The organism is Enterobacter sp. 5-4 (genome assembly GCF_000612205.1).
Classification (GTDB): Bacteria; Pseudomonadota; Gammaproteobacteria; order Enterobacterales; family Enterobacteriaceae; genus Enterobacter; species Enterobacter roggenkampii.
In genome coordinates this window covers 234,189-248,583 of the sequence record NZ_JFHW01000036.1, presented here as the reverse complement: position 1 = coordinate 248,583, position 14,395 = coordinate 234,189, and the positions used below count along the sequence as shown (strand labels likewise).

Here is a 14,395-nt window from a genome sequence, read left to right as displayed (position 1 = left end):
TCGATGGGTATAAAAAAGCCGGAGGCGATGTCTCCGGCTTTTTTTTGCCCGGTGCCGCGGCGCTTACGCCGGCCTACGGGTTATGGAGGTCGGGTAAGGCATAGCCGCCACCCGACACAGTCTTACGCGACGTCTTCGTACTGCGGAACCGGGTTACGGAAGCTCTTCGTGACGCAGGCCAGGTAAACCAGACCGATACCCGCCCAAATCAGGCCAAGCACCATTGAGCTCTCTTCCAGGTTAACCCACAGCGCGCCCACGGTCAGGGCACCGCACATCGGCAGGAACAGATACTGGAAGTGATCTTTCAGCGTCTTGTTACGCTTTTCACGGATCCAGAACTGAGAGATAACCGACAGGTTAACAAAGGTGAACGCCACCAGCGCACCGAAGTTAATCAGCGCCGTTGCCATCACCAGGTCAAAGTTAATCGCCAGAAGCGCGATCGCACCGACCAGGATAATGTTCATCGCCGGGGTACGCCAGGTTGGATGCACGTAGCCGAAGAAGCTTTTCGGGAATACGCCATCGCGGCCCATTACGTACATCAGACGCGCAACGCCTGCATGCGCGGCCATACCGGACGCCAGCACGGTGATGGTGGAGAAGATCAGCGCGCCGACCTGGAACGCTTTACCCGCCACGTACAGCATAATTTCCGGCTGAGACGCATCCGGATCCTTGAAGCGAGAGATATCCGGGAAGTACAGCTGCAGGAAATAGGTCGAGAAAATAAAGATCAGACCGCCAATCAGCGCCGTCAGGAAGATGGCACGAGGAATTACGCGCTCTGCATCTTTGGTTTCTTCAGACAGGTTGCTGATCCCGTCAAAACCGGTAAAGGAGAAGCACAGAATGGTTGCCCCGGTAATCATCGGGATAACATGCGCATCACCAGACCAGAACGGCTTGCTGCTCGCCAGGGTGCCCGCGCCTTCGCCGTGGAATACGCCGTAAATCACCATGCCAAGAATAACCGCAATCAGGACAACCTGAAGCACAACGATAACGGAGTTAAAGTTGGCGACAGACTTGATGCTGCGCAGGTTAAAGGCCGTCATAAAGGCCACCAGCGCCACGACGAACATCCACGAGGGAATCGACGGCACCAGCGCTTCAAAATAGATTTTTGCCAGCAGAATGTTGATCATCGGCGCGAACAGATAGTCGAGCAGCGAAGACCAGCCCACCATAAAGCCAACCGTCGGGCTGATGGATTTCTGGGCATAGGTGTAGGCGGAACCCGCAGACGGATAGCGACGCACCAGTTTACCGTAGCTCAGCGCGGTAAAGAGGATCGCAATCAGCGCGAAGCCATATGCCGTTGGCACATGACCGTCTGTGAGGCCTGATACGATACCGAATGTATCAAACAGCGTCATCGGTTGCATATAGGCCAGGCCCATCATAACAACCGGAATCAACGTAAGCGTTTTACGTAATTCCACGCGAGAGGTGTTTGGAGTTGCGTTATGCGACATAGTTATTCTCCTTTACGGTGATAACCGCCACGTAAGCGAAAAATTGCCCCATTTCTTTCTTCCTCAGCGACAACAACTGTCGGATTTTAGTAAATATCTATCCGGTACGAAGCCCGGCCTCTTGGTTTTTAGTTTCGTTTCGTACATGCAAAAAAAAATAACCGACGCCTTTTATATCGTCGATTATTCATTTGGTTGCAGCGGCGGCATTTTGCCCCACATCGGATACAAAAGGCAATACTTTGCAACGCACCGGGTCATTTTCTTTTTGCTAACTGGCTGATTTCTCGACGCTGCCCTGAGCATATACAGCAGCGATAGCACTATTTGCTAAAATTTCGTCCCGCCACCAGGCACTCGCCAGCCCGGCGGTCTGTTCATTCCAGCCCACCCACACCGATTCATGGCTGTTTTGAGCAAGTACCTGTTTTTCAACAAGCGCACCGCTGTCAATAAAGCGCTGCGCCAGATAGCGGGGTAAATAGCCGCAGCCCAGACCGCTAATTTGCAGCTCAAGCTTGGTTTTAAAGTCGAAAACGGTAATCGCTTCCTGCTCATCAAGCAGCTGCGAGGAGACCGCACATTCCGGGCGAGAGCTGTCACCCACTACAATCGCGCGGTAGCCTTTAATCACGCGGCGGTTAAGCGGCTCGGGCTCCTGAGCCAGCGGATGATGAGGCGCCACGGCAAATACCTGCTCCAGCACGCCAAGGCGGGCAAAACCAAATTCACTGAGTTGGGGAGGCTCATGCAATGCACCGACAAAAATGTCCGCCCTGCCCTGGGTTAAGGCATCCCAGGAACCGCCCAGCACGCCGTTGATGAAAATAAGCCGGGTGACGCTGTGATGTTGGTAAAACATTTCAATCAGCGGCGTCAGGAGAGAGAACGGAAAGGTGTCATCCACCCCAATCACCAGCTCGTTTTCCCATCCCTGATGCAGTTTGACGGCCTGTTTTTCGAGTTCACGAACGGTATGGAGGACTTCGCGGCCTTTTTCCAGCAGCATCTGTCCGGTGCGGGTAAAGCGTGCGCGGTGCCCGGAGCGATCGAGGATCTGGATATTGAGGTCGCTTTCCAGTTTTTGGACGGTATAGCTCAGGGCCGAAGGGGTTTTGTAGAGCTTTGCCGACGCAGCGGCAAAGCTCCCCTCTTTTTCCAGTGCATCCAGAATAATAAGAACATCCAGCAGCGGTTTCATGTCGCCCCCTTCTGGTGTGCGATCGTCTCCGCTGCGGAACTTATTCCATGGGCATCACCAGCGGATCGGGATACTGATACTCAAACCCCAGCTCATGACAAATGCGATTGCCATCAACAATTTTGCCTTTACTGCCATCTTTTGCCTCACCAAAGACCGGCGGAGCCAGGCCCAGCTGACGTGCCATCAGCGGGTAAAAGGTGCTGCGCGCCGGATGAGTCGGTGCACATATATTATAGATGTGTCCGCCTTTCGGAGCCTGTAAGAGTAGCTCAATTGCGCCAATAACATCCTCAAGATGGACAAGATTCACGCCATGTTGGCCGTCCGGCGCAGTCTTTCCGGCAAAGAAGCGTCCCGGATGGCGGCCAGGGCCCACCAGCCCCGCCAGACGAACGATATCGACCTGCGTGCCGGGAAGATTGTGCAGCCAGTCTTCCAGCTCTTTCAGGACCTGACCGCTCGCGGTAACGGGACGGCGCTCGGAACTCTCTTTCACTACGCCCTCAACCTCACCATAGACCGACGTCGAACTGGTAAAAATAATGCGCGGTACGTGATGCGCCAGCGCGCTGTCAACTATCTCCTGCATCGCCTGCAGATAAAATGATTCACCCGGGCCGCTGCGCCGCGCGGGTAGCGTAATCACCAGCGCATCGACGTTCATCAGCGTGTCCAGATCGTCCGCATCACACACCAGTTCCGGCTCCAGACGCAGTTCAACGCCCTCAATACCGCACATGCGCGCCGCTTCGACCCCATCTCGGGTGGTCTTGCTCCCGGTCACCTGCCAGCCTTTCGCGGCTAATGACATCGCCAGCGGCATTCCCAGCCATCCTAAACCGACAATCGCGACCTTTTTCATGCGAATTCTCCTGACTCTCACTCGTCTTTCATAAGGCTACGCCAGCCCGGCAGAACACACAATTCATAGCATCAATATGAAATGAATTAATGATCAAAAAAAGCCCTTGCAATATGTCGCACAACTGGTTTAGGTTAAAAGACATCAAATGAATAAGCATTCATCGAGAATTTATATGACACGCGTTCAATTTAAACACCACCATCATCACCATCATCCTGACTAGTCTTTCAGGCGATGTGTGCTGGAAGACGTTTGGATCTTCCAGTGGTGCATGAACGCATGAAAAAGCCCCCGGAAGATCTTCTTCCGGGGGCTTTTTTTTGGACCGAATTCAGACAGGTTAAAACAGGTTAACGAGGAATAAAGAATGTTAGATAACTCACGTTTACGCATAGCTATTCAAAAATCAGGCCGTTTAAGTGACGATTCACGCGAACTGCTGGCCCGCTGCGGGATTAAAATCAACCTGCACACCCAGCGCCTGATTGCTCTGGCTGAAAACATGCCCATCGACATTCTGCGCGTGCGTGATGACGATATTCCCGGCCTGGTCATGGATGGCGTCGTTGACCTCGGCATCATCGGCGAAAACGTGCTGGAAGAAGAGCTGCTGACCCGCCGCGCGCAGGGCGAAGACCCGCGTTACTTCACCCTGCGTCGTCTGGACTTCGGCGGCTGCCGCCTGTCGCTGGCGACGCCGGTTGATGAAGCCTGGGACGGCCCGGCCGCGCTGAACGGCAAACGTATCGCCACCTCCTACCCTCACCTGTTAAAGCGCTATCTGGATCAGAAAGGCGTGCAGTTTAAATCCTGTCTGCTGAACGGTTCTGTTGAAGTGGCGCCGCGTGCGGGTCTGGCGGACGCCATCTGTGACCTGGTCTCTACCGGCGCGACGCTGGAAGCGAACGGTCTGCGCGAAGTGGAGGTGATCTACCGCTCCAAAGCGTGCCTGATCCAGCGTGACGGCGAGATGGCCGACGCTAAGCAGCAGCTGATCGACAAGCTGCTGACCCGTATTCAGGGCGTGATTCAGGCGCGTGAATCCAAATACATCATGATGCACGCCCCAACCGAGCGTCTGGATGAAGTGATTGCCCTGCTGCCGGGCGCCGAGCGCCCAACCATCCTGCCGCTGGCAGGCGATCAGCAGCGCGTGGCGATGCACATGGTGAGCAGCGAAACCCTGTTCTGGGAAACCATGGAAAAACTGAAGGCGCTGGGCGCAAGCTCCATCCTGGTGCTGCCGATTGAGAAGATGATGGAGTAATGGCCATGAGCTTTAACACAATCATCGACTGGAATACCTGTAGCGACGCACAGCAGCGTGAGCTGCTGATGCGCCCGGCGATTTCCGCTTCCGAGAGCATCTCACGTACCGTGGCGGAGATCCTGGATAACGTCAAAGCCCGCGGCGATGACGCGTTGCGCGAATACAGCGCGAAGTTTGATAAGACGGACGTCGGCGCATTGCAGGTTACCGAGCAGGAAATCATTGATGCCAGCAATCGCCTGGGGGATGACATCAAGCAGGCGATGGCCGTCGCGGTGAAAAACATTGATACCTTCCACACCGCGCAAAAGCTGCAGACCGTGGATGTCGAAACCCTGCCCGGCGTGCGTTGCCAGCAGGTGACGCGCCCGGTTGCGTCCGTCGGCCTCTATATTCCCGGCGGCTCTGCCCCGCTTTTCTCCACCGTGCTAATGCTGGCGACTCCCGCACGCATTGCCGGGTGTCAGAAAGTGGTGCTGTGCTCGCCGCCACCGATTGCCGACGAGATCCTGTACGCGGCGAAGCTGTGCGGCGTGCAGGCGGTCTATAAAGTGGGCGGCGCGCAGGCGATATCCGCCCTGGCGTTCGGCACGGAATCCATTCCCAAGGTCGACAAAATCTTTGGCCCTGGCAATGCGTATGTGACCGAGGCTAAGCGTCAGGTCAGCCAGCGTCTGGACGGCGCGGCCATCGATATGCCTGCCGGCCCGTCTGAAGTGCTGGTGATTGCCGACAGCGGCGCCACGCCGGATTTCGTCGCGTCTGACCTGCTTTCCCAGGCGGAACACGGCCCGGACTCGCAGGTTATCCTGCTGACGCCGGATGCCGATATGGCGAAACGCGTGGGCGAAGCCGTGGAGCGTCAGCTTGCCGACCTGCCCCGCGCCGACACGGCACGCCAGGCGTTAGCGGCCAGCCGTCTGATTGTGGCGCGCGATCTGGCGCAGTGCATTGCCATTTCTAACCAGTACGGTCCGGAGCACCTGATTATTCAGACCCGCAATGCGCGCGATCTGGTCGACAGCATTACCAGCGCGGGCTCGGTGTTCCTCGGCGACTGGTCACCGGAATCCGCGGGCGATTACGCCTCCGGCACCAACCACGTGCTGCCAACGTATGGCTATACCTCAACCTGTTCCAGCCTGGGGCTGGCGGATTTCCAGAAACGCATGACCGTGCAGGAGCTCTCCCGCGAAGGGTTTGCCTCGCTGGCGTCCACCATTGAAACCCTGGCCGCCGCCGAGCGCCTGACCGCTCACAAAAACGCCGTTACGCTGCGCGTTGCAGCCCTGAAGGAGCAAGCATGAACATTGAAGAATTAGCCCGCGAAAATGTCCGTCGCCTGACGCCTTACCAGTCTGCGCGTCGTCTGGGCGGTAAAGGGGATGTCTGGCTGAACGCCAACGAATATCCTACGGCGGTGCAGTTTGAGCTGTCGCAGCAGACGCTGAACCGCTATCCGGAGTGTCAGCCGAAGGCGGTTATTGAGAACTACGCGCAGTACGCTGGCGTGAAGCCAGAGCAGGTGCTGGTCAGTCGCGGCGCGGATGAGGGCATTGAACTGCTGATCCGCGCCTTCTGCGAGCCGGGCAAAGACGCGGTAATGTACTGCCAGCCGACCTACGGCATGTACAGCGTCAGCGCGGAAACCTTCGGGGTGGCGTGCCGCAACGTGCTCTCACTGGAGAACTGGCAGCTGGATCTGCAGGGGATTGCCGACAATCTCGACGGCGTAAAAGTGGTGTTTGTCTGTAGCCCAAACAACCCGACCGGGCAGATTATTAACCCGCAGGATATCCGTACCCTGCTGGAGATGACGCGCGGTAAAGCCCTGGTGGTCGCGGACGAAGCCTACATCGAGTTCTGCCCGCAGGCGACGCTGGCAGGCTGGCTGGAAGAGTACCCGCACCTGGTGGTACTGCGTACGCTGTCAAAAGCCTTTGCTCTCGCGGGTCTGCGCTGCGGATTCACGCTGGCAAATAAAGAGGTCATCGACCTGCTGCTGAAGGTGATCGCCCCGTACCCCCTCTCGACGCCGGTTGCCGATATTGCGGCACAGGCGCTGACGCCTCAGGGGATTAACGCGATGCGCGAGCGCGTGGCGCAAATCCTGGAGGAACGTCAGTACCTGGTGACCGCCCTGAAGGATATCCCGTGCGTGGAACAGGTATTCGACTCAGAAACCAACTACATCCTGGTGCGCTTTACCGCTTCCAGCGCCGTATTTAAATCTTTATGGGATCAGGGCATTATCTTACGAGACCAGAATAAACAACCCTCTCTGAGCGGATGCCTGCGCATTACCGTCGGCACCCGTGCAGAGAGCCTGCGCGTGATTGACGCCCTGAAAGCGGAGAAAGTATGACCCAGAAGATCCTTTTCATCGATCGTGACGGCACCCTTATTTCGGAGCCCCCAGCTGATTTTCAGGTCGACCGATTCGACAAGCTGGCGTTTGAACCTGACGTGATCCCGGTGCTGCTTAAGCTGCAAAAAGCCGGGTACAAGCTGGTGATGATCACCAACCAGGACGGTCTGGGTACCGACAGCTTCCCGCAGGCAGACTTTGACGGCCCGCATAATTTAATGATGCAGGTGCTGACCTCGCAGGGCGTGGTGTTTGATGAAGTGCTGATTTGCCCGCACATGCCAGCCGACGAGTGTGACTGCCGGAAGCCAAAGGTGAAGCTGGTCGAGCGCTATCTGGCAGAGGATGTGCTGGATAAGGCCAACAGCTATGTTATCGGCGATCGCATCACCGATATTACGCTGGCGGAGAACATGGGCATCGCGGGGCTGCGCTATGACCGCATCAACCTTAACTGGGCGATGATTGGCGAGCAGCTGACAAAACGTGACCGCTACTCGCACGTTGAACGCAACACCAAAGAGACGCAAATTGATGTGAAGGTCTGGCTGGACCGCGAAGGCGGCAGCAAGATCCACACCGGCGTGGGTTTCTTCGACCACATGCTGGACCAGATTGCCACCCACGGCGGTTTCCGCATGGAGATCGCGGTAAAAGGCGACCTCTATATTGACGATCACCACACCGTGGAAGATACCGGCCTGGCGCTGGGTGAAGCCCTGAAGCTGGCGCTCGGTGATAAACGCGGCATCAACCGTTTTGGCTTTGTCCTGCCGATGGACGAGTGTCTGGCGCGCTGCGCGATGGATATCTCCGGTCGTCCGCATCTGGAATACAAAGCAGACTTCAATTACCAGCGCGTGGGCGATCTGAGCACCGAAATGGTGGAGCACTTCTTCCGTTCATTGTCCTACACCATGGGCCTGACGCTGCACCTGAAGACCAAAGGCAAGAACGACCACCACCGCGTGGAGAGTCTCTTCAAGGCCTTCGGCCGCACGCTGCGCCAGGCAATTCGCGTGGAAGGCGACGCCCTGCCCTCATCAAAAGGAGTGCTGTAATGAACGTGGTGATTCTGGATACCGGATGCGCCAACCTGAACTCCGTAAAGTCGGCCATCACCCGCCACGGCTACGAACCGGTGGTTAGCCGTGACCCGGACGTGGTGCTGCGTGCCGACAAGTTATTTCTGCCGGGCGTAGGCACTGCGCAGGCGGCGATGGATCAGATTCGCGAGCGCGAGCTGGTCGATCTGATCAAAGCCTGTACCCAACCGGTGCTGGGCATTTGCCTGGGTATGCAGATCCTGGGCCGCCGCAGCGAAGAGAGCAACGGCGTTGACCTGCTGGGCATTATCGACGAAGACGTGCCGAAAATGACCGACCACGGTCTGCCTCTGCCGCATATGGGCTGGAACCGTGTGTACGCCAAAGCGGGCGACCGGCTGTTTCGCGGCATTGAAGACGGTGCGTACTTTTACTTCGTGCACAGTTACGCCATGCCGGTGAACGTCAATACCATCGCCCAGTGCACTTACGGCGAGGCGTTTACCGCAGCCGTGCAGAAAGACAATTTCTTCGGCGTACAGTTTCACCCGGAGCGCTCGGGCGCCGCGGGCGCGCAGCTGCTGAAAAACTTCCTGGAGATGTGATGATTATTCCCGCGTTAGATTTAATTGACGGCACGGTTGTCCGTCTTCATCAGGGCGATTACGGTCAACAGCGCGACTACGGAAACGATCCGCTGCCGCGCCTGCAGGAGTATGCCGCTCAGGGTGCACAGGTGCTGCATCTGGTGGATTTAACGGGCGCGAAAGACCCGGCAAAACGCCAGATCCCTTTGCTTAAAAATCTGGTTGCCGGTGTTGATGTGCCGGTACAGGTTGGCGGCGGCGTGCGTACGGAAGATGACGTTGCCGCGCTGCTGGATGCGGGCGTGGCGCGCGTGGTGGTCGGTTCAACCGCCGTCAAAGATCCTGAGACGGTGAAGGGCTGGTTCCGCCGCTTTGGCGCCGACGCGCTGGTGCTGGCGCTGGACGTGCGCATTGACGAACAGGGTAATAAGCAGGTGGCGGTCAGCGGCTGGCAGGAAAACTCCGGCGTGACGCTGGAGGCGCTGGTCGAGATGTATCTGCCCGTTGGCCTTAAGCACGTGCTGTGCACGGACATCTCCCGTGACGGCACGCTGGCGGGCTCCAACGTCTCGCTGTATGAAGAGATCTGCGCGCGTTATCCGCAGGTAGCGTTCCAGTCTTCGGGCGGAATTGGTGATTTAAACGATATTGCCGCGCTGCGCGGAACGGGCGTACAGGGCGTGATTGTGGGCCGGGCCCTGCTGGAAGGTAAATTTACGGTGACGGAGGCGATTCAATGCTGGCAAAACGGATAATCCCTTGCCTGGACGTACGTGACGGCCAGGTCGTGAAAGGCGTGCAGTTCCGCAACCACGAGATCATTGGCGACATCGTCCCGCTGGCAAAACGCTATGCCGATGAAGGCGCAGACGAACTGGTGTTCTACGATATTACCGCGTCCAGCGATGGCCGCGTAGTCGACAAAAGCTGGGTCGCGCGCGTAGCGGAAGTGATCGATATTCCGTTCTGCGTGGCGGGCGGGATTAAATCCGCCGACGACGCCGCCAAAATTCTCTCGTTTGGTGCCGACAAGATTTCCATCAACTCCCCTGCCCTGGCCGACCCGGAGCTCATTACCCGCCTCGCCGATCGTTTTGGCGTGCAGTGTATTGTGGTTGGGATCGACACCTGGTATGACGCCGCAACGGGCAAGTATCACGTCAACCAGTACACGGGGGATGAAAGCCGCACGCGCGTGACGCAGTGGGAAACGCTCGACTGGGTGCAGGAAGTGCAGAAGCGTGGCGCGGGCGAGATTGTCCTCAACATGATGAACCAGGACGGCGTGCGTAACGGGTATGATCTCGAGCAGCTGAAAAAAGTTCGTGCGGTCTGCCACGTTCCGCTGATTGCCTCCGGCGGCGCGGGCACCATGGAACATTTCCTCGAAGCCTTCCGCGATGCGAACGTGGACGGCGCGCTGGCCGCTTCCGTGTTCCACAAACAGATTATTAATATTGGTGAGTTAAAAACGTACCTGGCCGACCAGGGCGTGGAGATCAGGGTATGTTAACAGAGCAACAACAGGCGCAGCTGGACTGGAAAAAAACGGACGGATTACTGCCGGTAGTTGTCCAGCATGCCGTCTCAGGCGAAGTGCTGATGCTGGGCTATATGAACCAGGACGCGCTGGCGAAAACGATCGACAGTGGCAAAGTGACCTTTTTCTCGCGCACGAAACAGCGCCTGTGGACCAAAGGCGAAACCTCGGGCCATTTCCTGAACGTGGTCAGCATTACGCCGGACTGCGATAACGACACCCTGCTGGTGCTGGCAAACCCCATCGGTCCGACCTGCCATAAGGGCACCAGCAGCTGCTTCGGTGAGGCGAGTCACCAGTGGCTGTTCCTGTACCAACTGGAGCAGCTGCTGGCGGAGCGTAAATCGGCAGATCCGGAGAGTTCTTATACCGCGAAGCTGTACGCCAGCGGAACCAAGCGTATTGCGCAGAAGGTGGGTGAAGAAGGCGTTGAGACGGCACTGGCCGCGACCGTGCATGACCGCGAGGAGCTGACGAACGAAGCGTCTGACTTGATGTATCACCTGCTGGTGCTGCTGCAGGATCAGGAGCTGGATTTGACGGCGGTGATAGAAAACCTTCGCAAACGTCACAAATAAAAAAACCGGGGTATATCCCCGGTTTTTTTTAATCTGCAAATCAGGCTTTTGGTTTGTAGTTTCGTAAGGCGTTACGGCCAAGTACCACACCTGAACCAATCATTCCGCCAAGTAGCACGGCGAGAACCAGAATCACGGCTTTTTTCGGGCTGTCACGGCGGACAGGAAGATCCGGCTTCATAACGTAACGATAGACGTGGATTGTGTCCGGGTTTACGTTCAGATTCTGGATGTCCAAGAGATTTCGCCTGGTCTGATAATAGGCGGTGGGGAAAACCAGTGGGCGCGATGCTTCGTTGTCAATCATCGATTTAAGCCCTTCGCTGCCAAGCAGGAATAATGTTTCCTGTGTGACATCCTGGGTTTGCTGGAGCTGTGGCGAAGTAATTTTCGCTGCCTCAGCGTTTTTCAGTGCCTCAGCAATCTGTTTGATACGCAGATCTTTTTGTTCCTGCGCGACCTTCTCCTGGTTTTGCAGGGAATCATTCAGGGTTTTGATCTGCTCTTTGATATTGTCTTTAAGGTCTACGGCAAGCTCTTTCGCCGTTTGCTCATCTACTTCCTGGATGAACTGTGCCAATTGTTTCTGAGCAGCTTCTGCTGATGTACTGGTATAGGAAATACTGAGCGGGAGGGGCTGTCCAGTCACAGCCGGCGCTATAGTTAGTTTCTCAGGTTCCTCCTGATTTTCAAGCGCCTGAGATAATGCCGAGAATGAAGAGTTAAAACGGCCAATCGCGCGAGTTTGAATATCAAGCATTGACGGCGCAGCGCTGCCGTAGAGAATGTTCAATGCGTTGGAATAGGTTGCAATCTGCGCGGCATCAGGTTGCGCAATAATCGCGTTTGAGGTCCATTTTTCCTTTGCAACTGAAAGATATCCAACCGCCAGGGCAATAAATACAACCACAAAGATTGCTATTGTCCACTTCCCACGCCACAGCTGTAACACCAGATCGAGTAAATCAATTTGCTCAGGTTCATTACCTGAAGAAACCTGACTATTGTTAATTTGCGTCATACAATCCCTAACACATAAAGAGGGGTACCATAATTAAGTTTGCATAGTTTATCGAATACTGTCGATTTTTCTATAAGAATCCGATGAGTAATATCGGAAAGATGGGTTATGTAACTTACATCCTTCGCGCTATCATAGACCCCATGCGATGCATTATGGCATCTGTAAGAATAGGGTTATGAGGGAAGCTATGAAATTTTTAGTCACGGGCGCAGCCGGTTTTATCGGTGCAAATGTTAGTAAACGCCTCCTTGAGGCCGGGCATCTGGTTGTTGGTATCGATAACCTCAATGACTACTACGATGTAAGCCTTAAGCTGGCGCGCCTGGAACTGTTGAAATCAGAGCGTTTCACCTTTCACAAGCTGGAGTTAGCAGACCGTGAAGGCATGGCTGCGCTTTTCGCTGCTGAGAAGTTTGATCGTGTGATTCATCTGGCCGCTCAAGCGGGTGTTCGTTACTCCCTGGAAAACCCCCATGCGTACGCGGACGCCAACCTTATCGGCCACCTCAACGTGCTGGAAGGCTGCCGCCATAACAACGTTCAGCATCTGCTGTATGCCTCATCCAGCTCCGTATATGGCCTCAACCGCAAGATGCCCTTCTCCACTGACGATTCCGTGGATCACCCGGTTTCGCTTTATGCCGCGACCAAAAAAGCCAATGAGCTGATGTCGCACACCTATTCGCATCTCTACAACCTGCCGACAACTGGGCTGCGCTTCTTTACCGTATACGGTCCGTGGGGACGCCCGGACATGGCGCTGTTTAAGTTTACCAAGGCGATGATTGAAGGCAAAAGCATTGATGTCTATAACTACGGTAAGATGAAGCGCGACTTTACGTATATTGATGATATCGCTGAAGCCATTATTCGTCTGCAGGATATAATTCCTCAGTCAGATCCAAACTGGACCGTTGAGACTGGCTCACCGGCAACCAGTTCAGCGCCTTATCGTGTTTACAACATCGGTAACAGTTCACCAGTCGAGCTGATGGATTACATTACCGCGCTTGAAGACGCGCTGGGTAAACAAGCAGAGAAAAACATGCTGCCTCTCCAGCCAGGAGACGTGCTGGAAACCAGCGCCGACACTAAAGCACTGTATGACGTGATAGGTTTTAAACCGCAAACCTCAGTCAAAGACGGAGTAAAGAACTTCGTTGACTGGTACCGAGAGTTTTACAACGTCTGAAAATAAAAAACCCGGCAAATCAGCCGGGTTTTTTTATCACGAAAAGACTTAATCACTACCGAAGAGATCGCGGGTATAGACTTTGTCAGCGACGTCAGCCAGTTCTTCGGCCATTCGGTTCGAGATAATAACATCCGCTTCCTTTTTGAAGGCATCCAGATCGCGGATCACGCGTGAATTGAAGAACTGATCGTCCGGCATGGCAGGTTCATAGATAATAACCTCAACACCTTTCGCCTTGATACGCTTCATGATCCCCTGAATGGAAGAGGCACGGAAGTTATCGGAACCACTCTTCATGATCAGACGGTACACACCGACCACTTTCGGCTGACGTGCAAGGATAGAATCGGAGATGAAGTCTTTACGCGTACGGTTGGCATCAACAATCGCCGAGATGAGGTTATTCGGCACCGCCTGATAGTTTGCCAGTAGTTGCTTCGTATCTTTTGGCAGGCAATAGCCACCGTAGCCAAATGACGGGTTGTTGTAGTGATTGCCAATGCGCGGGTCGAGGCACACCCCTTCAATAATCTGGCGAGTATTCAGTCCAAGGCTTTCTGCGTAGCTGTCGAGCTCATTAAAATAAGCCACTCGCATCGCCAGATAGGTATTCGCGAAGAGCTTGATCGCCTCAGCTTCAGTGGAGTCGGTAAACAGCACCTGAATATCTTTCTTCAGGGCCCCTTCCTGTAGCAACGCAGCAAAACGTTCAGCGCGCTCAGAACGTTCGCCAATAACGATACGCGAAGGATGCAGGTTATCGTAAAGCGCTCTACCCTCACGCAGGAATTCCGGCGAGAAGAAGATATTATCAATACCGAATTTTTCTTTAATGGATTTGGTAAAACCGACAGGGATGGTCGATTTAATCACCATCACCGCATTAGGGTTGATCGCGATAACGTCTTTGATTACCGCTTCTACCGTTGAGGTGTTGAAATAGTTGGTTTTAGGATCGTAGTCAGTAGGCGTCGCAATGATGACGTAATCCGCATCGCGGTATGCATCTTCTTTATCAGTCGTGGCGCGGAAATTCAGCGGTTTATTGCTGAGATAGTCCTGGATTTCTTTATCGACAATCGGCGATTTCTTCTGATTGAGCATGTCAACTTTGGCCTGCACGATATCCAGCGCAACCACTTCATGATTCTGAGCAATCAGAATGCCGTTAGAGAGACCGACGTATCCTGTTCCGGAGATTGTAATTTTCATTCGCTAATGACTTCTGTAAGTTAAC

Annotated in this window: 16 protein-coding genes and 1 other annotated feature; of the genes, 10 read left to right on the top strand and 6 right to left on the bottom strand. The window is 55.0% G+C overall.

Annotated elements, in window-relative coordinates; all coding sequences use genetic code 11:
* Window positions 1-122: 122 nt before the first annotated feature.
* The 4 genes from plaP to AA74_RS0121150 all read right to left on the bottom strand — a co-directional run bounded on the left by plaP (window position 123) and on the right by AA74_RS0121150 (window position 3,547).
* Window positions 123-1,481, bottom strand: coding sequence for a putrescine/proton symporter PlaP (gene plaP, locus AA74_RS0121160; protein WP_008499462.1), 1,359 nt, complete (start codon window positions 1,479-1,481; stop codon window positions 123-125).
* Window positions 1,471-1,533: a membrane protein YoeI gene (yoeI, locus tag AA74_RS1000000123520; protein WP_099458931.1), complete on the bottom strand. Its 63-nt coding sequence runs from the start codon at window positions 1,531-1,533 to the stop codon at window positions 1,471-1,473. Before yoeI ends, plaP begins: the two co-directional genes overlap by 11 nt.
* 219 nt (window positions 1,534-1,752) lie before the next feature.
* On the bottom strand, window positions 1,753-2,682 hold the full coding sequence (locus tag AA74_RS0121155; protein ID WP_021241428.1) for a LysR substrate-binding domain-containing protein: 930 nt from the start codon (window positions 2,680-2,682) through the stop codon (window positions 1,753-1,755).
* Between the two features lie 40 nt (window positions 2,683-2,722).
* On the bottom strand, window positions 2,723-3,547 hold the full coding sequence (locus tag AA74_RS0121150; RefSeq protein WP_025913305.1) for an SDR family oxidoreductase: 825 nt from the start codon (window positions 3,545-3,547) through the stop codon (window positions 2,723-2,725).
* Window positions 3,548-3,722: 175 nt separating this feature from the next.
* Here AA74_RS0121150 and hisL point away from each other — a divergent pair, with 175 nt between their 5' ends.
* The 9 genes from hisL (at window position 3,723) to hisIE (ending at window position 10,939) form a co-directional block, all read left to right on the top strand.
* Window positions 3,723-3,773 (top strand): his operon leader peptide, encoded by a 51-nt coding sequence (hisL, locus tag AA74_RS1000000123515; RefSeq protein ID WP_001364200.1) that lies wholly within the window; start codon window positions 3,723-3,725, stop codon window positions 3,771-3,773.
* Window positions 3,749-3,872 (top strand) — a sequence feature (His leader region). (Overlaps the previous gene by 25 nt.)
* A gap of 45 nt (window positions 3,873-3,917) precedes the next feature.
* Window positions 3,918-4,817, top strand: coding sequence for an ATP phosphoribosyltransferase (gene hisG / locus AA74_RS0121145; protein WP_000886595.1), 900 nt, complete (start codon window positions 3,918-3,920; stop codon window positions 4,815-4,817).
* A 5-nt stretch (window positions 4,818-4,822) separates the two neighbouring features.
* Window positions 4,823-6,127, top strand: a complete 1,305-nt coding sequence (hisD, locus tag AA74_RS0121140) for a histidinol dehydrogenase (RefSeq protein ID WP_023616235.1) — start codon at window positions 4,823-4,825, stop codon at window positions 6,125-6,127.
* Window positions 6,124-7,185 (top strand): histidinol-phosphate transaminase, encoded by a 1,062-nt coding sequence (hisC, locus tag AA74_RS0121135; RefSeq protein WP_025913302.1) that lies wholly within the window; start codon window positions 6,124-6,126, stop codon window positions 7,183-7,185. Before hisD ends, hisC begins: the two co-directional genes overlap by 4 nt.
* Window positions 7,182-8,249: a bifunctional histidinol-phosphatase/imidazoleglycerol-phosphate dehydratase HisB gene (gene hisB / locus AA74_RS0121130; protein ID WP_008499456.1), complete on the top strand. Its 1,068-nt coding sequence runs from the start codon at window positions 7,182-7,184 to the stop codon at window positions 8,247-8,249. Before hisC ends, hisB begins: the two co-directional genes overlap by 4 nt.
* Window positions 8,249-8,839 (top strand): imidazole glycerol phosphate synthase subunit HisH, encoded by a 591-nt coding sequence (gene hisH, locus AA74_RS0121125; protein WP_021241433.1) that lies wholly within the window; start codon window positions 8,249-8,251, stop codon window positions 8,837-8,839. Before hisB ends, hisH begins: the two co-directional genes overlap by 1 nt.
* Window positions 8,839-9,576 (top strand): 1-(5-phosphoribosyl)-5-[(5-phosphoribosylamino)methylideneamino]imidazole-4-carboxamide isomerase, encoded by a 738-nt coding sequence (hisA, locus tag AA74_RS0121120; RefSeq protein ID WP_025913300.1) that lies wholly within the window; start codon window positions 8,839-8,841, stop codon window positions 9,574-9,576. The genes hisH and hisA overlap by 1 nt, the downstream gene beginning before the upstream one ends.
* Entirely contained in the window at window positions 9,558-10,334 is a 777-nt protein-coding gene (gene hisF / locus AA74_RS0121115) for an imidazole glycerol phosphate synthase subunit HisF (protein WP_023330862.1), read from the top strand. Before hisA ends, hisF begins: the two co-directional genes overlap by 19 nt.
* A complete protein-coding gene (hisIE, locus tag AA74_RS0121110) occupies window positions 10,328-10,939 on the top strand; it encodes a bifunctional phosphoribosyl-AMP cyclohydrolase/phosphoribosyl-ATP diphosphatase HisIE (RefSeq protein ID WP_025913296.1) in 612 nt (203 codons plus the stop codon). The genes hisF and hisIE overlap by 7 nt, the downstream gene beginning before the upstream one ends.
* Before the next feature lie 40 nt (window positions 10,940-10,979).
* On the opposite strand, the gene wzzB is transcribed toward hisIE, so the two are convergent.
* The gene (gene wzzB, locus AA74_RS0121105; RefSeq protein ID WP_025913294.1) at window positions 10,980-11,960 is read right to left on the bottom strand and encodes an LPS O-antigen chain length determinant protein WzzB; all 981 of its coding nucleotides are present in this window, start codon (window positions 11,958-11,960) and stop codon (window positions 10,980-10,982) included.
* Window positions 11,961-12,150: 190 nt separating this feature from the next.
* Here wzzB and AA74_RS0121100 point away from each other — a divergent pair, with 190 nt between their 5' ends.
* A complete protein-coding gene (locus tag AA74_RS0121100; protein WP_025913292.1) occupies window positions 12,151-13,155 on the top strand; it encodes an NAD-dependent epimerase in 1,005 nt (334 codons plus the stop codon).
* Window positions 13,156-13,203: 48 nt separating this feature from the next.
* Here the strand turns inward: AA74_RS0121100 and ugd are convergent, their stop codons facing one another.
* Window positions 13,204-14,370: a UDP-glucose 6-dehydrogenase gene (gene ugd, locus AA74_RS0121095; RefSeq protein ID WP_025913291.1), complete on the bottom strand. Its 1,167-nt coding sequence runs from the start codon at window positions 14,368-14,370 to the stop codon at window positions 13,204-13,206.
* Window positions 14,371-14,395 lie beyond the last annotated feature (25 nt).